Origin of the sequence: Streptomyces griseocarneus (assembly GCF_014655595.1) — a bacterium.
GTDB classification, from domain to species: Bacteria; Actinomycetota; Actinomycetes; order Streptomycetales; family Streptomycetaceae; genus Streptomyces; species Streptomyces griseocarneus.
Genome location: NZ_BNBL01000007.1, coordinates 219,974 through 238,563 on the forward strand (window position 1 = coordinate 219,974; position 18,590 = coordinate 238,563).

The window sequence follows — 18,590 nt, forward strand, 5'->3', positions numbered from 1 at the left end:
ACCGGAGGGCGGGCATGGAGCCCAACACACTGCTCGACGCCATCCTCGACGAAGCGGGCATATCCCACGCCGGCCTGGCCGCCCACATCAACGCGGCGGGCCGGGCGCGGGGACTGGCGTTGCGTTACGAACACACCGCCGTCGCCCGCTGGCTCAAGGGCCAGCGGCCCCGCGGCCAGGTACCGGACCTGATCTGCGAGGTCCTCGGCGAGCGGCTGCACCGCGCGCTGACCCTCGACGACATCGGCCTGGGCACCCCCGGCACCCCCCGGGCGCCCGGCACCCCGCTGTCCGGCTTCGTCGAGCGCGCCACCGCCCTGTGGCGCTCCGACGAACAGCAGCGCGAACACGTCGTACGGGCCCCCGCCGTCACGGGCACCCCCGCCGTCATCCCGGTCTGGGAGTGGGAGAACCCTCCCGAGGACGCCGACGTCTCCCGCCGCGGGCTGACCCGCGTCTCGCCGACCGACATCGAGATGCTGCGCGCGGCCCGCGCCCACTACGAGCAGATGTACCGCAAGGCGGGCGGCGTCGCGACCCGGGCCAGGGTGGTCGGCTTCCTCAACGCCGAGGCGGCCCCCCTGCTGCGCGGCAGCTACTCGGACGCCACGGGCCGTCAGCTGCACCGGGCCACCGGCGGCCTGGTGGCCGTCGCGGGCATCTGCGCCTACGACTCCGACGCGCACGGCCTGGCCCAGCGCTACTTCCACCAGGCGCTGCGGCTGGCCAAGGCCAGCGGGGACCGGGGCCTGGGCGCGTACGTGATCGCCCTGCTCGTCAACCAGTCGCTCTTCATGGGGGAGTACCGCCAGGCCGTCGCCTTCGCCGAGTCCGCGCTGCGGGCCGCGGGCTCCGACCTCACCCCCGCGCTCGCCGCCGACCTCTACGCCATGCAGGCCAAGGCGTACGCCCGGCTCGGCGACGGCGCCGGGGCGCTCGGCTGCATCCGGCGGGCCGAGGCGGCCGCCGAACGCATCCACCGTGGCCAGGAGCCCGCCGAGACCGGCTACGTCCAGCCCGGCCTGGTGAACGTACAGGTGGCGGAGGCGCTGCTCAGCCTCGGCGACCTCGGACCCGCCCGTGAGCACGCGGACCGGGCCGTCGACACCCCCGCCCACGACCGGGGCCGTGTCCACCGGCTCGCCATGCTCACGCACATCGAGCTGCGTCAGGGAGACGCGGACAAGGCGGTGGCCACCGCACGGGAGATGACCGAGCAGGCGAGAGGCATGGAATCGCAGCGCTTACGGGACCGGCTCCGAGCGGTGCGCGAGCACCTGATCGAAAGTGGGTGCGCGGCCACGGCCGAGGCCGCCGAGATGATCGACGGGGCGCTGCGCGTGCCCTTGTGAGGCAAGTCGCCGGGACAACGCCCGGGAGGTGGCCACCTCGGCGGAAGGTGGCATACACGTGCGTTGGAAGAATCTCAGGGAGCTGACCGTCTACGAGAACCGCTGGTTCCAGGTCAATCTCGCGGACGTCGAACTCCCCGACGGCCGTCATCTCGACCACTTCCTCATCCGGCTGCGGCCCGTCGCCGTGGCCACGGTGGTCAACGCGGCGAACGAGGTCCTGCTGCTGTGGCGGCACCGTTTCATCACCGACAACTGGGGCTGGGAGCTGGCGGCGGGCGTCGTCGAGGACGGCGAGGACATCGCCGGCGCCGCGGCCCGCGAGATGGAGGAGGAGACCGGATGGCGGCCCGGCCCGCTGCGGCACCTGATGTCCGTGGAGCCGTCCAACGGTCTCACCGACGCCCGGCACCACATCTACTGGACGGACGAGGCCGAGTACATCGGTGACCCGGAGGACGGCTTCGAGTCGGACCGCCGGGAGTGGGTGCCGCTCAAGCTGGTGCCCGACCTGATCGCCCGCGGTGAGGTGCCCGCCGCCAACATGGCGGCCGCCCTGCTGCTCCTGCACCACATCCGGCTCGGCTGACGCCTCCCGCGTCGCCGTCCGTTGCCCGTGGTTCCGCGTTCATCGGCCGATCGCCTGCCAGACGGCGACCGCCAGTCCGGCGAGGCCGGTGAGCGCGGCAAGTGACGGCAGCGGCCATTTGCCGTGTTCCAGAGCCCGTACCCGCTCGGTCATGTCGGTCAGCTCGCGCTCCGCCTGGTCGCTGCGCTGAGTGAGCAGGGCCAGGTGCCCGTCGATGCGGACGACGCCGACGTCGAGGCTGCGCCTGAGCTCCGCGAGCTCGGCCGCCCTGACGGCGTGCTCGGGATGGATGGTCACGGTCCGTACCCCTTCCGGGAGAGTCCATGCGTGGTGACGACGATCCGAGTCAATCGCGTGGACGGGCGGGGCGGGAGCGTGTGCGGAGGGTATCCGCGGGTCACCGGCGCACACCCCGTGTGAACGCACGCCCCCGCCGGCGGGGCCGGCGGGGGCGCGGTCGGTGACGGACGGTCAGCGGACGGGCCGCTCTCAGTAGGTGTAGAAGCCCGAGCCCGTCTTGCGGCCCAGGCGGCCGGCGTCGACCATGCGCTGCAGCAGCGGCGGGGCGGCGTACAGCGGCTCCTTGTACTCCGCGTACATGCTGTCGGCGACCGAGGCGACGGTGTCCAGGCCGATCAGGTCGGACAGCCGCAGCGGGCCCATCGGGTGGGCGCAGCCCAGCTCCATGCCGTTGTCGATGTCCTCGCGGCTGGCGATGCCGGACTCGAACATCCGGATGGCCGAGAGGAGGTAGGGGATCAGCAGGGCGTTGACCACGAAGCCGGAGCGGTCCTGGGCGCGGATGGCGTGCTTGCCCAGCACCTTGCCGACCAGCGCCTCGGCGCGCCGGATCGTCTCCTCGCCGGTGGTCAGCGCGGGGATCAGCTCGACGAGCTGCTGCACCGGGGCAGGGTTGAAGAAGTGGATGCCGATGACCTTGTCCGGGCGGGAGGTCGCCACGGCCAGCTTCACCAGCGGGATGGAGGAGGTGTTGGAGGCCAGGATCGCGTCCGGGCTGGTCACCACCTGGTCGAGGACCTTGAAGATCTCCGTCTTGACCTGCTCGTTCTCCACGACGGCTTCGATGATCAGGTCGCGGTCGGCGAACTCGCCGAGGTCGGTGGTGAAGCTCAGCCGCGCCAGGGTGGCGTCTCGCTCCGCCTCGGTGATCTTGCCGCGTTCGGCGGCCTTGCCGAGGGAGTTGGTCAGGCGGGTGCGCCCCAGCTCCAGCGCGTCACCGGTGGTCTCGGCGACCTTGACGTCCAGGCCCGCCCGGGCGCACACCTCCGCGATGCCCGCGCCCATCTGGCCGCAACCCACCACTCCGACGCGTGCAATGCCGGCGATTGAGTCTGTCACCTCGTGCCTTTCGCTGATCTTCGTCGATTGCCGCGGGTGGTCGAAGGTCGTCCGGCTCCCGCCTTGGCAAAGACGTTACTCCGCGGTGGGCGGTGGTGAGAGGGCCGGGGCGGGCATGCTCTGCGCGAATGCTGTGACACACGAGGCATCCTCAAGCAGGGAGAATTCGCAAATGGGGCGTTTGACCAGAAGAGGGTTCGGGGTGGCCGCCGCGGGTGCCATGACGGCGATGCTGGCGACGGGTGAGGCGGGCGCGCTGCCGGCGCCCGAGGGTGCCGGGCGGAGCCGCAAGGGGGAATTCCGCGGCATGTGGGCCGCCACGGTCGTCAACATCGACTGGCCGTCGCAGCCCGGCCTGCCGCCCGAGCGCCAACGGGCCGAGCTGACCGCGCTCCTCGACGTCGCCGTGGCCCGCCGGCTCAACGCCGTCCTCCTCCAGATAAGGCCCACCGCCGACGCCTTCTGGCCGTCCCGCTACGAGCCGTGGTCGGAGTACCTGACGGGCACTCAGGGACGCTCGCCCGGCTGGGACCCGCTGGCCTTCGCGGTGCGCGAGGCCCACCGGCGCCGCCTGGAGCTGCACGGCTGGTTCAACCCGTACCGCGTCGCCAACCACACCGACCCCGGCCGGCTGACGCCCACCCACCCCGCCCGGGTGCACCCCGGCTGGGTGCTGCCCTACGGCGGCAAGCTCTACTACAACCCCGGCCTGCCGGAGGTCCGCCGCTTCGTGCAGGACGCCATGCTGGACGCGGTCTGGCGCTACGACCTGGACGGCGTGCACTTCGACGACTACTTCTACCCCTACCCCGTGGCCGGGCAGACCTTCGACGACGCGGCGGCCTACGAGCGCTACGGCGCCGGCTTCCCCGACCGGGCCGCCTGGCGGCGCGACAACATCGACCGGCTGGTGCGGGAGATGTCCGAACGCATCAAGAGGCGCAAGAGACATGTGCGGTTCGGCGTCAGCCCGTTCGCCGTCTGGCGCAACCGCGCCACCGACCCGCTGGGCTCCGACACCCGGGCCGGCGTCCAGACCTACGACGACCTCCACGCCGACACCCGCAAGTGGGTCCGCGAGGGCTGGATCGACTACATCGTCCCGCAGTGCTACTGGCACATCGGCTTCTCCGTCGCCGACTACGCCAAGCTGCTGCCCTGGTGGGCGGAGACCGTACGCGGCACCGACGTCCACCTCTACATCGGCGAGGCCCTGTACCGGGCCGGCGATCCCGCGCAGCCCGCACCCTGGCAGGACCCCGCCGAACTCTCCCGCCACGTCGCCCTCGGCAGGACGTACCCCGAGGTGCTCGGCAACGTCTACTTCTCCGCCCAGCACGTCGTCCGGGACCGCATCGGCGCGATGGCGCGCGTGGTGAAGGACCACTACCCCCACCGCGCACGCCCGCCGCGCTGACGCCCCGGGCGGCTACTGGTCGCCCGCCTTGCGGTGGTCCACCACGGAGTCCGGGCCCGGGGACATGATGCTCTCGTGCCCGTTCTCGGACCGGACCCGGTACGGCGGGGTGCCGTCGCGGCCCAGGACCTCCACGATCTCCACGACGTGGTCCTGCTGCCCGACCACCCGGCCGTGCACCACCAACCGGTCGCCCTTGCTCGCATGCATCGACGTGACCCTTTCGCCGAGGGATGGGACAGGTGCACTCGGATACTCCCAGCCTAGGACGAGCGGCGGTATAGGGCGCGCCCGGGAAAGTGCGGACCGGTGCGCCGGCCGGTGTCCGGCCGGGTCAGCGTCCGGCCCGCTGGGTCACGCCGATGCACACCAGCACGGCGAGGGCCGCCACGGGCGCGGCCGGCGTCAGCCGCTCGCCCAGCAGCGCCACCGACCACACCAGGGTGAGCAGGGGCTGGGCCAGCTGCAGCTGGCTCGCCCTGGCCACCCCGATCGCGGCCATCCCCCGGTACCAGACCCACAGGCCCACGAACTGCGAGCCGACCGCCACCCACAGCAGCCCGGCCACCGCGTGGCCGGTCAGCCGGACCGGCTCGGACGCCAGCGCGAGCACCGCGCCGACGGCGGCCACCGGCAGGCACAGCACCAGCGCCCAGGCGATCACCTGCCGGCCCGGCATCTCGCGGGCCAGCCGGCCACCCTCCGAGTAGCCGGCCGCGCACACCAGCAGGGCGCCGAAGAGATACAGATCGCCGGCGGTCGGCGCGCCGCCGCTCTGCCACAGGGCGAAGACCGCCACCACGACCGCTCCGGCCACCGCGGCCGCCCAGAACAGCCGCGGGTGCCGCGCCCCGGTCCGCAGCGCCGAGTAGGCGGCCGTCGTCAGCGGCAGCAGGCCCACGACCACGGCCGCGTGGGAGGTCGTGGAGGTGCGCAGGGCGAGGGTGGTCAGCAGGGGGAACCCGACCACGGTCCCGGCGGCCACCACGAGCAGCCCCCGCCACTGCGCCCGGGTGGGCCGGGACGCCCGGCCGGCGAGCAGGCAGGCCCCGGCGAGCACGCCCGCCAGGACCAGCCGGCAGGTGGTCGCCGACCACGGACCGAAGCCTTCGAGCGCCCACGCGGTCGAGGGGAAGGTGAGCGAGAACGCGACCACGGCGAGGGCGGCGAGCAGCGTGCCGAGGCGGGACCGGCCGTCCGTCCGCGGGGCGTCCACCGCTATCGCGGACGGGAGAGTAGCGCTATCTTGTGCTGTCATGCATGAGCGTAACAGCGTCGCCGAGCTGGCCGGGATCCTGCGCGCGGAGGTCAACCGCTACTCTCCGGGCGAGAAGCTGCCGTCGAGTCGCGCGCTGATCGACCGCTTCCACGTCAGCCCCGTCACCGTCTCCCGGGCGCTGGCCGCGCTGGCCGCCGAGGGCCTGGTCGTCACCCGGCCGGGCGCCGGCGCCTTCCGCGCCGAGCCGCGCCGGGCCCCCGCCCGCTCCGGCGACACCTCCTGGCAGCAGGTCGCGCTGAGCGCCGAGACGGGCGACGAGGCCGTACCGCGCTCCGTCGACGCCCGCGGGATCTCCTTCAGCCTCGCCGCGCCACCGCCCGGCGTCATCGAGCTCACCGGCGGCTATCTCCACCCCTCGCTCCAGCCCGAACGTGCCCTGGCCGCCGCCCTCGCGCGGGCCGGCCGGCGGCCCGGCGCCTGGGAACGGCCGCCGCTGGAGGGCGTGGGTGACCTGCGCGCCTGGTTCGCCCGCGAGATCGGCGGCCCGGCCGGCCTCGTCTCCGCCTCCGACGTCCTGATCACCTCCGGCGGCCAGAGCGCGCTGACCACCGCGCTGCGCGCCCTCGCCCCGCCCGGGGCGCCCGTGCTCGTCGAGTCCCCCACCTACCCCGGCATGCTCGCGGCCGCCCGCGCCTCGGGGCTGCGGCCCGTACCCGTGCCGGTGGACGACCGCGGCGTGCGCGCCGACCTGCTGGCCGACGCGTTCCGCGCCAGCCGCGCCCGGGTCTTCGTCTGCCAGCCGCTCTACCAGAACCCCACCGGCACGGTCCTGGCCGACGAGCGGCGCCGGGAGGTGCTCCGGGTCGCCCGCGCGGCGGGCGCCTTCGTCATCGAGGACGACTTCGCGCGCCGCCTCGCCCACGAGGACGCCCCGCCCCTGCCGCCCACCCTCGCCTCCGACGACCCCGACGGCGTCGTCGTGCACGTCTGCTCGCTGACCAAGTTCACCTCGCCCAGCCTGCGCGTGGGCGCCCTCGCCGCCCGGGGCCCGGTCCTGGAGCGGCTGCGGGCCATCCAGGTCGTCGACAGCTTCTTCGTCCCCCGCCCGCTGCAGGAGGCGGCGCTCGAACTCGTCGGCTCACCCGCCTGGGCCCGCCACCGCCGTACGGTCGCCGCCGTGCTGCGCACCCGCCGCGAGACGCTCCTGGCCGAACTGGGCCGGCGACTGCCCGCCCTGAGCGCCGGGTTCGTTCCCCCGGGCGGCTTCCACGTCTGGCTCCGCCTGCCGGACGGCACCGACGAGAACGCCCTGGCCGCCGCCGCGCTGCGCGCCGGCGTCGCCGTCTCCCCGGGCCGGCCCTTCTTCTGCGCCGAGCCCCCGGCGCCGCACCTGCGGCTGTGCTTCTCGGCGGCCGCGAGCACCGACGAACTGGCCGAGGGCGTACGCCGCCTGCGGGCCGCCCACGACGAAGTCCCGGCCTAGGGCGTGTCCGAGGGCGTGTCCGACGGGCCGGCCCCCGGGCCGCCCGCGATCCGCGCCACCGCCGCGCGCAGCCAGCGGTGGGCCGGATCGGTGTCCAGCCGTACGTGCCAGGCCATGCCGGTGGTCACCGGCGGGAGGTCCAGCGGGATCTCCCGCACGGCCAGCGGCAGCGCCTCGGCGGCCTGCGCCGCGACGGCGTCGGGCACCAGGGCCAGGACGTCGGTGCGCAGCGCCAGGAAGCAGGCGGTGAGGTGCGTGGGGACGGTGGCCAGCACCCGGCGGGTCAGCCCGATGGCGGCCAGGCGCTCGTCGACGACGCCGTGGAAGCGGCCCCTGCGCGAGACGGTGATGTGGGGGACCGCCGCGAAGGCCTTGGGCGTCAGCGGCTCGTCCGCGTGGGGCGCGTCCCGGCGGCAGACCGCCACGTAGTGGTGCCGGGCCAGGTCCTGGTGGCGCACGTCGTGCGGGAGGTCCGGCAGGTGCCCGAGGTCGAGGTCGACGCGGTCCCGCAGGTCCGCCGGGTCCTCGTCGCCCTCGGGCAGGATGCGCAGCTGGATGCCGGGGGCCTCCCGCGCCACGCGTTCGGTCAGGCCGGGGCCCAGGACGACGGCCATGCCGTCGTTCGAGCGCAGGGTGAACCGGCGGCGCACCGCCGCGATGTCCACGGGCTGCGCCGGCCGCAGCGCGGCCAGCGCCCCGGCCAGGGCCGCCTCCACCCGCGGCCGCAGCTCCAGCGCCCGCGGCGTGAGGGCGAGCCCCCGCCCGGCCGGCACCAGCAGCGGGTCGTCCAGCACCCGGCGCAGCCGGCCCAGCGTGCGGCTCATCGCGGAGGGGGAGACGTTCATCCGGGCCGCCGCCCCGGTCACGCTGCCCTCGCGCAGCAGGGCGTCGAGGGCCGGCAGGAGGTTCATGTCGGGCAACTGCATGCCGCCATCGTTGCACGGCAATCAAGCCTGGCTTGAGCATTCGGACCTTGTGGTCAACGGTCGCGCGGTCCCACGATGGGCGGGACGAGAAAGCGATGGAGCAGATGATCGATAGCAAGCAGCGCAACACCGCCCTCCTGGTCGCCGGGTGCTTCTTCATGGAGAACCTGGACGGCACGATCGTGTCGACGGCCGCGCCGCGCATGGGGGAGTCCCTGGATGTCGCACCGACGGCGATAGGGCTGGTCGTCACCGCCTACCTGGTGACGCTGGCCGTCCTGATACCGCTCAGCGGCTGGCTGACCGCCCGCTTCGGGGCCCGGCGCGTCTTCCTGACGGCCATCGCCGTCTTCTCCCTCGCCTCGCTGGGCTGCGCGCTGAGCTCCAGCCTCGGCGAACTGGTGGCCATGCGGGTCCTGCAGGGCGCGGGCGGCGCGATGATGGTGCCGGTCGGCCGGCTGATGGTGGTCGCCAGGGCCGACAAGCCGGACATACCCCGGCTGGTCTCCTACGTCGTCTGGCCCGCCCTGGTCGCCCCCGTGATCGCGCCGCTGCTCGGCGGGCTGCTGACCACCTACGCGAGCTGGCACTGGATGTTCCTGGTCAACCTCCCGCTCGGCGTCGTGGCCTTCGCCGTCGCCCGGCGCCTGATCGACGCCGGCCCGCCCGGAACCGACGTGCCGCGCCTGGACCTGTGGGGCGTGCTGCTCACCTCGACCGGCCTCGGCGCGCTGACGTGGACGGCGCACCTGCTGTCCGCGGCGGGCGCGCCCTGGCAGCCCGCGGCCGCGGCGGGCGCCCTCGCGGTGCTGCTGCTGGCGGCGGCCGCGTGGCACCTGCTGCGCGCACAGGCGCCGCTGATCGACCTGCGCACCCTGAAGGTGGCGACCTTCCGGGCGTCGGTGTCCGGGGGCTCGCTGTTCTGGATCGTGGTCGGGGCCGTGCCCTTCCTGCTGCCGCTGCTCTTCCAGGAGGTCTTCGGCTGGAGCGCGGTGCGCTCCGGTGCTGTCGTGCTGTTCGTCTTCGTGGGCAACATCGGCATCAAGCCCGCGACCACCTACCTGCTCAACCGCTTCGGCTTCCGGCCGCTGCTGCTCGCCGCCACGCTCGGCGTCGGCGCCACGACGGCCGTCTGCGCGTTCTTCACCGCCGCGACGCCCATCGCCCTGATCGTCGTCGTCAGCGTGGTCAGCGGCGCCGCCCGCTCGCTGGGCCTGACCTGCTACCAGGTCATCGCCTTCGCCGACGTCCCGCACAAGCGCATGCGGGACGCCAACACCCTGCAGTCGACCGCCCAGCAGGCCGCGGCGGGCCTCGGCGTCGTCGCCGCCACGGTCGCCCTGCGCGCCGGCGGCCCCCTCGGCGACCTGCTGCCGGGCGCCGTCGGCCCGGCCACCGCCTATGGCGTCGCCTTCTGCCTGCTCGCGCTCGTCAGCCTCGGCGCCCTGGCCGGGGCCGTACGCCTGCACCCGGCGGCGGGCGACGCCGTACGCCGCCCGGCCCCCGCCCGCGAGCCGGCACCGGCCGGCGGCCGCTGAGATCCACCGGAAACGACGAAGGCGGGCGCCGTCGCGCCCGCCTTCGTCGTACTGTGCCCGCCCGAAGTGGCCGGAAAGCGACTCCTCGGACAGGGGCCCGCCGCTCGGCGGGGATCCGGCCGGGGGATGCGGTCAGCAGGGATCCGTCTCGTGCTCCTCGAGCCGCTCGGAGATCGCCGCGCACGCCTCCGCGAACCGGTCGAGCAGCTCGGGCTCCAGGGCGTCGGCGAAGATCGCGCGCACCGAGGCGGCGTGCGTCGGCGCCGCGCGGACGATGGCCGCGTACCCCTGTTCGGTCAGCACCACCTCCGGATAGCGGGCGCCCGGCACCGCCTCCCGGCAGACCAGGCCGCGCCGCTCCATCCGGGACAGCTGATGGGACAGCCGGCTCTTCTCCCACTGGGTGGCCCGGCCCAGCTCCACGGCCCGCATCCGCCGCCCCGGCACCTCGGAGAGGTTCACCAGGATCTCGAAGTCCTGCGGGGAAAGGTCGAACTTCCGCTGCAGCTGGCGGCCCAGATGGGTGCTCAGGCGTTTGCTCATGGCCAGGTACGCCCGCCACGCCCGCTGCTGCGTCTCGTCAAGCCAGGGTTCCTCTGCCATGGGACGCATTCTAGCCATAGGTTGACGCATCAACCCGAGCGCTCTACGTTGGTTGTCATATCAACCTGCAGTCGGGGAGGACTGGATGAGCGAGCAGAAGATCATCGCGGTGGTGGGGGCGACCGGCGCTCAGGGCGGCGGGCTGGTCCGGGCGATCCTGGCCGACCGTGACGGGGGGTTCGCCGTCCGGGCGATCACCCGTAACACCGGGTCGGCCAAGGCCCGGGCGCTCGCCGAGCTCGGCGCCGAGGTGGTGGCGGCCGACCTCGACGACGAGGCCGCGCTGCGGGCGGCGTTCGAGGGCGCGTACGGCGCGTTCGTGGTGACCAACTTCTGGGAGCAGCGCCCGGAGGACGACGCGCGGGCCCGCACCGCCGCCCAGATGGAGCTGGCCCAGGCCGGCAACGCCGCGCGGGCCGCCAAGGCCGCGGGCGTGCGCCACCTGATCTGGTCCACGCTCGAGGACACCCGCCCGTTCTTCGGGCTCGGCGGCGAGCGGGTGCCGACGCTGGACGACGGCACGTACACGGTGCCGCACTTCGACGCCAAGGCCGAGGCCGACGACATCTTCCGCGAGGCGGGCGTGCCGACCACGTTCCTGCGCACGAGCCTGAACTTCGACGTCTTCCTGGGCATGATGGCGCCGCGCCGCGACGAGCAGGGCGCGCTCGTGCTCGCCCTGGCCATGGGCGACGCGAAGCTGTCCGGGATCGCCTCCGAGGACGTCGGCCGGACCGCGTACGGCATCCTCCGCCGCGGCGGCGACCTGATCGGTCAGACGATCGCCGTCGCCGGCGACCACCTGACCGGCGAGGAGTACGCCGCGGCCATGGGCAGGGCCTTCGGCGAGCCGGTGACCTACTACGCGCAGCCCTTCGAGCAGCTGCGCCAGTTCTCCGTCGAGACCGCCAACATGTTCCAGTACTACGCCGAGAACGAGAAGGAGTTCGTCGGCGCTCGTGACCTCGGCCGGGCCCGGGAGCTCAACCCGGAGCTGCAGTCCTTCGAGGCCTGGCTGGCCGCCCACGCCGACGCCGTCCCCCGGGGCTGAGGCGAGGGATCCGACGGCCAGGACCGGACATCCGGTCCTGGCCGTCGGCGTTTCCGCACGTCGGAGCGGCATTGCATAAAACTTCCTCTCTCCGTATAGTCATGCTGCATACGGAGGAGGACCGATCCATGGCGATACGTGCGGCAGTGGCCGGAGCGAGCGGATACGCGGGCGGCGAGGTGCTGCGCCTGCTGCTCGGACACCCCGAGGTGCGCATCGGCGCCCTGACGGCGAACTCCAGCGCCGGACAGCGCCTGGGCGCCCTCCAGCCCCACCTGCCCCAGCTCGCGGACCGGGTGCTCGAACCCACCAGCGCCAACACGCTCGCCGGGCACGACGTCGTCTTCCTCGCCCTTCCGCACGGGCAGTCGGCGGCCGTGGCCGACGAGCTGGGCGAGTCGGTGCTCGTCATCGACTGCGGCGCGGACTTCCGGCTCCAGGACGCCGGGGCGTGGGAGCGGTTCTACGGCACCGCCCACGCCGGCACCTGGCCGTACGGGCTGCCCGAGCTGCCCGGCGCCCGGGCGGCCCTCGGCGGCACCCGGCGGATCGCGGTCCCCGGCTGCTACCCCACCGCCGTCTCGCTCGCCCTCTTCCCCGCCTACGCCGCCTCCCTCGCCGAGCCCGAGGCCGTGATCGTCGCCGCGTCCGGCACGTCCGGCGCCGGCAAGGCCGCCAAGCCCCACCTGCTCGGCAGCGAGGTCATGGGCTCCATGAGCCCGTACGGCGTCGGCGGCACGCACCGGCACACCCCCGAGATGGCGCAGAACCTGTCCGCCGTCGCCGGGGAGCCCGTCACCGTCTCCTTCACCCCCACCCTCGCGCCCATGCCCCGCGGCATCCTCGCCACCTGCAGCGCCAAGGCCCGCCCCGGCGTCACCGCCCAGGGCCTGCGGGCGGCGTACGAGAAGGCCTTCCAGGGCGAGCCGTTCGTGCGGCTGCTGCCGGAGGGCCAGTGGCCGGCCACGGCGCACGTCCACGGTTCCAACGCCGTGTCCGTGCAGGTCGCCCTCGACGAGGAGGCCGGCCGGATCATCGCCGTCAGCGCGATCGACAACCTGACCAAGGGCACCGCCGGCGGCGCGGTGCAGAGCATGAACATCGCCCTCGGCCTCCCCGAGGAGCTGGGGCTGCCGGCCACGGGAGTGGCGCCATGAGCGTACGCCGGATGCTCGCGACCGTACTGGCACGGCTGCTGCCGTGCGAGAACCCCGACTGCCCCCACAGCACGACCATGACCGAGGAGATGCAGTGAGCGTCACCGCAGCAAAGGGATTCACGGCGGCCGGCATTGCCGCCGGGATCAAGGAGAGCGGCAGCCCCGACCTGGCCCTCGTGGTCAACCAGGGCCCCCGCCTGGCCGCCGCGGGCGTCTTCACCGCCAACCGCGTCAAGGCCGCGCCCGTCCTGTGGTCGCAGCAGGTCCTCAAGGGCGGCCTCGTCTCCGCCGTCGTCCTCAACTCCGGCGGGGCCAACGCCTGCACCGGCCCCGAGGGCTTCCAGGACACCCACGCCACCGCCGAGAAGGCGGCCGAGGTGCTGGGGCACAGTGCGGGCGAGATCGCCATCGCCTCCACCGGACTCATCGGTGTGCGGCTGCCGATGGACAAACTGCTGCCCGGCATCGAGAAGGCCGCCGCGGGGCTCTCCGCCCACGGTGGTGAGAAGGCCGCCATCGCCATCAAGACCACGGACACCGTGCACAAGACGGCCGTGGTCCAGGGTGACGGCTGGACCGTGGGTGGCATGGCCAAGGGTGCGGGGATGCTCGCGCCGGGCCTGGCCACCATGCTGGTCGTCCTGACCACCGACGCCGACATCGACGCCCCCGGCCTCGACGCCGCCCTGCGCTCCGCCACCCGGCAGACCTTCGACCGGGTCGACTCCGACGGGTGCATGTCCACCAACGACACCGTGCTGCTGCTCGCCTCGGGCGCCGCCGGGGTCACCCCCGCCCAGGACGTGTTCGCCGAGGCCGTCCGCGTTGTCTGCGACGACCTCGCACGCCAGCTCATCGGCGACGCCGAGGGCGCCAGCAAGGACATCCGCATCGAGGTGATCAACGCCGCCACCGAGGACGACGCCGTCGAGGTCGGGCGCTCCATCGCCCGCAACAACCTCCTCAAGTGCGCCCTCCACGGCGAGGACCCCAACTGGGGCCGGGTGCTCTCCGCCATCGGCACCACCTCCGCCGCCTTCGACCCCGACCGGCTGAGCGTCGCCATCAACGGCGTCTGGGTGTGCCGGAACGGCTCCGTCGGCGAGGACCGCGACCTGGTCGACATGCGCTACCGCGAGGTCCAGATCACCGCCGACCTGGCCGAGGGCGCCGAGAGCGCCGTCATCTGGGCCAACGACCTGACCGCCGACTACGTCCACGAGAACAGCGCGTACTCCTCATGACCGCGACGAACGACACCCCGACCGCAGCGGACGCCGCCCCGGCCCCGGCGGACGACGCCCCGAACACCGTCACCCGCCGGCACACCGCCCTGCCCAAGGCCCGCATCCTCGTCGAGGCCCTGCCCTGGCTGACCCGCCATCACGGCAAGACCGTCGTCATCAAGTTCGGCGGCAACGCCATGGTCGACGAGGAGCTGAAGGCCGCGTTCGCCCAGGACGTCGTCTTCCTCCACCACGCCGGGCTGCGCCCGGTCGTGGTGCACGGCGGCGGCCCCCAGATCAGCGCCCAGCTCGACCGGCTGGGCCTGGAGTCGGAGTTCAAGGCGGGACTGCGCGTCACCACCCCCGAGGCCATGGAGGTCGTACGGATGGTGCTGGCCGGGCAGGTGCAGCGCGAGCTCGTCGGCCTGCTCAACCGGCACGGCCCGCTCGCCGTCGGCCTCACCGGCGAGGACGCCCACCTGATGAGCGCCACCCGGCACTACGCCCGGGTGGACGGCGAGCGGGTGGACATCGGCCGGGTCGGCGAGATCACCGACATCGACCCGGGTGCCGTCCAGGCCCTGCTCGACGACGGCCGCATCCCGGTCGTCTCCTCCATCGCCCGCAGCGCCGACGACGCCGGCGTCTTCAACGTCAACGCCGACACGGCCGCCGCCGCCCTCGCCGTCGCGCTGGGCGCGGAGACGCTGATGGTCCTCACCGACGTCGAGGGCCTCTACGCGGACTGGCCGCACAGCGACGACGTCATCAGCAGGCTCACCGCGAGCGAACTCGAGACGCTGCTGCCCGAGCTGGCCAGCGGAATGGTGCCCAAGATGGAGGGCTGCCTGCACGCCGTGCGCGGCGGCGTCACCACCGCCCGCGTGATAGACGGGCGGGTCCAGCACTCGATCCTGCTGGAGATCTTCACCGACGAGGGCATCGGCACCATGGTCGTCCCGGACCCCGAGGGGGAGTCATGAGCAACGCCGAGCTGACCCGCCGCTGGCAGGGCGCCATGATGGACAACTACGGCACCCCCGGCATCCCCCTCGTGCGCGGCGAGGGCAGCACCGTCTGGGACGCCGACGGCAGGCGCTACCTCGACTTCGTCGGCGGCATCGCCGTCAACGCCCTCGGCCACGCCCACCCGGCGGTCGTCCGGGCGGTGTCGGACCAGATCGCCACCCTCGGCCACGTCTCCAACCTCTACACCGCCGAGCCGACGGTCCACCTCGCCGAACGGCTGCTCGAGCTCGCCGGGCGCCCGGGGCGGGTCTACTTCTGCAACTCCGGCGCCGAGGCCATCGAGGCCGCCGTCAAGATCGGGCGGCGCACCGGGCGTACGCACATGGTCGCCGCCGCCGGCGGCTTCCACGGCCGCACCCTGGGCGCACTCGCCCTGACCGGCCAGCCCGCCAAGCAGGAGCCGTTCCTTCCGCTGCCCGGCGACGTCACCCACGTCCCGTACGGCGACACGGAAGCACTGCGCGCCGCGGTCACCACCGACACCGCGCTCGTGGTGCTGGAGCCCATCCAGGGCGAGAACGGCGTGGTCGTGCCCCCGCCCGGCTACCTGGCGGCGGCGCGGGAGATCACCCGGGCCACCGGAACGCTGCTCGTCCTGGACGAGATCCAGACAGGTATCGGCCGCACCGGCGACTGGTTCGAGCACCTCGCGCAGGGCGTCGAGCCCGACGTCGTCACCCTCGCCAAGGGCCTGGGCGGAGGGCTGCCCATCGGCGCCACCCTGGCCTTCGGCACCGCCGCCGACCTGCTGACTCCCGGTCAGCACGGCTCCACCTTCGGCGGCAACCCGGTCTCGTGCGCCGCCGCCCTCGCCGTCCTGGACACCCTCGCGTCCGACGACGCCCTCGGCCGCGTGCGGCGTACGGGCGCGCGCCTGCGTGACGGGATCGCCGCACTCGGCCACCCCCTGGTCGACCATGTCCGTGGCACCGGCCTGCTCCTGGGTATTGTCCTAGACGAGCCCCTCGCACCGCAGGTGCAGCAGGCGGCCCGGGAAGCCGGTCTCCTGGTGAACGCGGTCGCACCCCACGTGGTGCGGCTGGCCCCTCCGCTGATCATCACCGAGGATGAAGCGGAGACGTTTCTCCAGGCGCTGCCGGGCGTCCTGGACGCCGCCGCCGGCGGGGCCACAACGGAACGACGATCCGGAGACTGACGACAACGATGACCGAGGCGCAGGAGACCGAGCCGGTTCACGGCGGACAGGCCGTGCCGCAGACCCGCACCGCCCGCCACCGCCGGATCGTGGACATTCTCAGCCGACAGGCCGTCAGGTCCCAGAGCCAGCTCGCCAAGCTGCTCGCCGACGACGGCCTGTCCGTCACCCAGGCCACGCTCTCCCGCGACCTGGACGAGCTCGGCGCGGTCAAGATCCGCAACACGGGCGGCGAGCTCATCTACGCCGTGCCCTCCGAGGGCGGCGACCGCACCCCGCGCGCCCCGCTGGGGGAGTCCGCCACCGAGGCCCGCATGGGCCGCCTGGCGGCCGAGCTGCTGATCTCCGCCGAGGCCTCGGCCAACCTGGTCGTGCTGCGCACCCCGCCGGGCGCGGCCCAGTTCTTCGCCTCGGCCATCGACCAGGCGGGCGTCCACGAGATCATCGGCACCATCGCCGGCGACGACACCCTCCTGCTGATCAGCCGCGACCCGGCCGGCGGCCAGGCCCTGGCGGACCACCTGATGAGGCTGGCCCAGAAGGAGCACTGACCGGCCCCGCCCGGGGGCCGCTCGGGCCCCGGGCTGGCGGGGCCGGCGCCTGCCGGCACCACGCTCAGTGGGGCCCTGGGGGTTCCGGCGACAGCCCTGGAACCAACCTGAAGGTCGCGTCCTTCCGGTCCAGGTCGCTATTGATCGGTTCGACGAAGAGATGAAAGTTCCTGTGCCTGATGAAGAGGCTGGGGATGTTGAAACACCGAAACGACACCAGGTTGGGGTCCGCGAGCCCTTGAACCTTGGTGAACGTGGCATCCTTCCGCATCAGTTTCATTTCCGGGGACTCGGGTGGGGGAGTCGTCCCGGGGGGAACGAGCGGAGTGTTCGGCCCTTCATGGAGCTTGAGACGGGAGTCCTGGTGCCGCAGAAAGTGAAGGGGAAAGTTGACGGACCGGAAGGACACGAGGTTTCTGTCCGCCAGGCCGTCCACCATGTCGAACGTCGCGTCGGCGCGGTCCAGGTCGCTGGTGATGACTGACAGCTCGCCCAGAAAGTCTGCGTGACGAACGAAGCGATCCTGGAAGTTGAAGGATTGAAGAGAGGAGCCCATCCCCGCACGCTCCCTTGCCGTTCTGTTACTTTTCGGTGATCGGGACGGTGATGTCGAGGTTGCGGATGAGTACCTTTTCCATCTCGTCCGTGATCTCGAAATCCCCTTCGACCCGGGTTTCTGTCACTACTTGCGGGACAGTGCCGTCGGGTTCTTTCTCCACCAGGTTGATGTGCAGAGTGTCGGGAGTCGGTACCAGCGGCGGGCTTGCGAGTTCCAGCGTGAGCCCAAAGCCCGGAGTGGGGCAGGAACCGTAGCCTTCTACTGCAACCCGGCGTCCGCCCTTGGCGCCTCTGTACGCCGTGGCGCTGAAGTTTTCCGCCTTGTAGTTGCAGATGGATCCATTCAGATCCTCGGACATGGCTTCTCCCGTTCTCGCTTCTCGGGTTGAGGCTGGGATCAACGCCTCTTCATCGTTCCATCGTTGGCGTAGGTGATGGTTCCCGCAACTTTGAGGCCGAGCGGGTCCACGTCCATCCGGGCCCCGGGAACCCCGGACCGGATCGGACGGGCCGGGCGAGCCGCCGACCGCCTGGGCAAGATCCGCATCGTCTGCGGCAAAGGGCGACAAGATCGCCCGGAAAAACGACGAAGGCCCTGCCTCACCGAAGTGAGACAGGGCCTCTGACCTGGGCTTCAGCCCTGGCCTACTGTCGGGACGGCGGGATTTGAACCCACGACCCCTTGACCCCCAGTCAAGTGCGCTACCAAGCTGCGCCACGTCCCGGTGCCGTGTCCCTCCGGGGTTCTTCCCGGTGGGGCGTGCAGAAAGAAAATATCCTGTTCCGCGCCGTGATCCAAATCGGGGGTCGTCACCTCCTGCGGTCGAAGGTGTCCGTGGGGATGTCGATCTTGCCGCCGTCGGCCAGTTGCAGGTGGATGGTGTCGCCGTACTTGTGCAGCCGGCGGGTGGCGTACCTGCCGTCCACGGGGCGGGTGAGCAGGTCGCACTCGCCGCGGAACGGGTCGATGATCAGAAACGCCGGGACGCCGGACCGCGCGTACTGCTCCTCCTTGAGTGCGAAGTCGTACCCGTCGTGCTCGGTGGAGACGATCTCAACCGCGACCAGCAGATCCTCGTGCGAGTAGGGCTCCTCGAGCCGGCCGTCCCTGAGGATCGACACGTCCGGTACGCGCGGGGCTTCCGCCGGGAACTCGATCAGCACGTTGGACAGCACCCGTTCGTCGGCCAGGCCTGCCGCGCGTGCAGCCTCCTGGGCGTCGAAGTCCGTCGAACAGTGGACCCCGGTCCGCATCGCGATCACGATTCGGTCGCCCACCACGTCGATCTTGATGCCTCCCTGGTGCTCGCAGATGGCGTGGAACGTGCTCACGAGGAGGTCGAGTGGCCATGGCATGCGCCAAGCCCCCTGGGC

General features: G+C 72.7%; 20 protein-coding genes and 1 tRNA gene. 11 read left to right on the forward strand and 10 right to left on the reverse strand.

Features of this window, described 5'->3' with window-relative positions; all coding sequences use genetic code 11:
- The first annotated feature begins 14 nt into the window (after positions 1–14).
- Both IE295_RS19620 and IE295_RS19625 read left to right on the forward strand, forming a co-directional pair.
- On the forward strand, positions 15–1,352 hold the full coding sequence (locus IE295_RS19620; protein ID WP_190065000.1) for a tetratricopeptide repeat protein: 1,338 nt from the start codon (positions 15–17) through the stop codon (positions 1,350–1,352).
- Positions 1,353–1,410: 58 nt separating this feature from the next.
- Complete coding sequence (locus IE295_RS19625) at positions 1,411–1,941, forward strand: NUDIX hydrolase (protein WP_190065001.1); 531 nt, start codon at positions 1,411–1,413, stop codon at positions 1,939–1,941.
- Positions 1,942–1,980: 39 nt separating this feature from the next.
- On the opposite strand, the gene IE295_RS19630 is transcribed toward IE295_RS19625, so the two are convergent.
- Positions 1,981–2,238, reverse strand: coding sequence for a hypothetical protein (locus IE295_RS19630; RefSeq protein ID WP_190065002.1), 258 nt, complete (start codon positions 2,236–2,238; stop codon positions 1,981–1,983).
- Between the two features lie 192 nt (positions 2,239–2,430).
- On the reverse strand, positions 2,431–3,288 hold the full coding sequence (locus tag IE295_RS19635) for a 3-hydroxybutyryl-CoA dehydrogenase (protein ID WP_308013122.1): 858 nt from the start codon (positions 3,286–3,288) through the stop codon (positions 2,431–2,433).
- A 184-nt stretch (positions 3,289–3,472) separates the two neighbouring features.
- Between IE295_RS19635 and IE295_RS19640 the strand changes: the two genes are divergently transcribed.
- Complete coding sequence (locus tag IE295_RS19640) at positions 3,473–4,717, forward strand: glycoside hydrolase family 10-like protein (RefSeq protein WP_190065004.1); 1,245 nt, start codon at positions 3,473–3,475, stop codon at positions 4,715–4,717.
- Positions 4,718–4,729: 12 nt separating this feature from the next.
- Here the strand turns inward: IE295_RS19640 and IE295_RS19645 are convergent, their stop codons facing one another.
- Both IE295_RS19645 and IE295_RS19650 read right to left on the reverse strand, forming a co-directional pair.
- Positions 4,730–4,927, reverse strand: coding sequence for a DUF1918 domain-containing protein (locus tag IE295_RS19645; RefSeq protein WP_190065005.1), 198 nt, complete (start codon positions 4,925–4,927; stop codon positions 4,730–4,732).
- Between the two features lie 124 nt (positions 4,928–5,051).
- Positions 5,052–5,975 carry a DMT family transporter gene (locus tag IE295_RS19650; RefSeq protein ID WP_190065006.1) on the reverse strand — a complete coding sequence of 308 codons (924 nt, stop codon included), beginning with the start codon at positions 5,973–5,975 and terminating at the stop codon, positions 5,052–5,054.
- Between IE295_RS19650 and IE295_RS19655 the strand changes: the two genes are divergently transcribed.
- Positions 5,974–7,419: an aminotransferase-like domain-containing protein gene (locus IE295_RS19655; RefSeq protein WP_190065007.1), complete on the forward strand. Its 1,446-nt coding sequence runs from the start codon at positions 5,974–5,976 to the stop codon at positions 7,417–7,419. The genes IE295_RS19650 and IE295_RS19655 overlap by 2 nt on opposite strands.
- Here IE295_RS19655 and IE295_RS19660 read toward each other — a convergent pair.
- Complete coding sequence (locus IE295_RS19660) at positions 7,416–8,345, reverse strand: LysR family transcriptional regulator (protein WP_190065008.1); 930 nt, start codon at positions 8,343–8,345, stop codon at positions 7,416–7,418. The two genes, IE295_RS19655 and IE295_RS19660, sit on opposite strands and share 4 nt — an antisense overlap.
- A gap of 95 nt (positions 8,346–8,440) precedes the next feature.
- Between IE295_RS19660 and IE295_RS19665 the strand changes: the two genes are divergently transcribed.
- The gene (locus tag IE295_RS19665; RefSeq protein WP_229922989.1) at positions 8,441–9,883 is read left to right on the forward strand and encodes an MFS transporter; all 1,443 of its coding nucleotides are present in this window, start codon (positions 8,441–8,443) and stop codon (positions 9,881–9,883) included.
- A gap of 132 nt (positions 9,884–10,015) precedes the next feature.
- Here the strand turns inward: IE295_RS19665 and IE295_RS19670 are convergent, their stop codons facing one another.
- Positions 10,016–10,486: a MarR family winged helix-turn-helix transcriptional regulator gene (locus IE295_RS19670; protein ID WP_190065010.1), complete on the reverse strand. Its 471-nt coding sequence runs from the start codon at positions 10,484–10,486 to the stop codon at positions 10,016–10,018.
- A gap of 85 nt (positions 10,487–10,571) precedes the next feature.
- Here IE295_RS19670 and IE295_RS19675 point away from each other — a divergent pair, with 85 nt between their 5' ends.
- From IE295_RS19675 to IE295_RS19700, 6 genes are all read left to right on the forward strand, one after another.
- The gene (locus tag IE295_RS19675; RefSeq protein WP_190065011.1) at positions 10,572–11,537 is read left to right on the forward strand and encodes an NmrA/HSCARG family protein; all 966 of its coding nucleotides are present in this window, start codon (positions 10,572–10,574) and stop codon (positions 11,535–11,537) included.
- Between the two features lie 128 nt (positions 11,538–11,665).
- A complete protein-coding gene (gene argC / locus IE295_RS19680) occupies positions 11,666–12,694 on the forward strand; it encodes an N-acetyl-gamma-glutamyl-phosphate reductase (protein ID WP_190065012.1) in 1,029 nt (342 codons plus the stop codon).
- Between the two features lie 94 nt (positions 12,695–12,788).
- On the forward strand, positions 12,789–13,940 hold the full coding sequence (argJ, locus tag IE295_RS19685) for a bifunctional glutamate N-acetyltransferase/amino-acid acetyltransferase ArgJ (protein WP_190065013.1): 1,152 nt from the start codon (positions 12,789–12,791) through the stop codon (positions 13,938–13,940).
- Positions 13,937–14,905 carry an acetylglutamate kinase gene (gene argB / locus IE295_RS19690; RefSeq protein ID WP_224323185.1) on the forward strand — a complete coding sequence of 323 codons (969 nt, stop codon included), beginning with the start codon at positions 13,937–13,939 and terminating at the stop codon, positions 14,903–14,905. Before argJ ends, argB begins: the two co-directional genes overlap by 4 nt.
- On the forward strand, positions 14,902–16,107 hold the full coding sequence (locus IE295_RS19695; protein ID WP_190065014.1) for an acetylornithine transaminase: 1,206 nt from the start codon (positions 14,902–14,904) through the stop codon (positions 16,105–16,107). Before argB ends, IE295_RS19695 begins: the two co-directional genes overlap by 4 nt.
- Positions 16,108–16,115: 8 nt before the next feature.
- Positions 16,116–16,658, forward strand: a complete 543-nt coding sequence (locus tag IE295_RS19700; protein WP_190065015.1) for an arginine repressor — start codon at positions 16,116–16,118, stop codon at positions 16,656–16,658.
- Between the two features lie 64 nt (positions 16,659–16,722).
- On the opposite strand, the gene IE295_RS19705 is transcribed toward IE295_RS19700, so the two are convergent.
- The 4 genes from IE295_RS19705 to IE295_RS19720 all read right to left on the reverse strand — a co-directional run bounded on the left by IE295_RS19705 (position 16,723) and on the right by IE295_RS19720 (position 18,572).
- Positions 16,723–17,214, reverse strand: a complete 492-nt coding sequence (locus tag IE295_RS19705) for an AbfB domain-containing protein (protein ID WP_190065016.1) — start codon at positions 17,212–17,214, stop codon at positions 16,723–16,725.
- Between the two features lie 25 nt (positions 17,215–17,239).
- A complete protein-coding gene (locus IE295_RS19710) occupies positions 17,240–17,575 on the reverse strand; it encodes a hypothetical protein (RefSeq protein WP_190065017.1) in 336 nt (111 codons plus the stop codon).
- 292 nt (positions 17,576–17,867) lie between these two features.
- Positions 17,868–17,941: transfer RNA gene (locus tag IE295_RS19715), tRNA-Pro, on the reverse strand.
- A gap of 85 nt (positions 17,942–18,026) precedes the next feature.
- Positions 18,027–18,572, reverse strand: a complete 546-nt coding sequence (locus tag IE295_RS19720) for a Uma2 family endonuclease (RefSeq protein WP_190065018.1) — start codon at positions 18,570–18,572, stop codon at positions 18,027–18,029.
- Positions 18,573–18,590 lie beyond the last annotated feature (18 nt).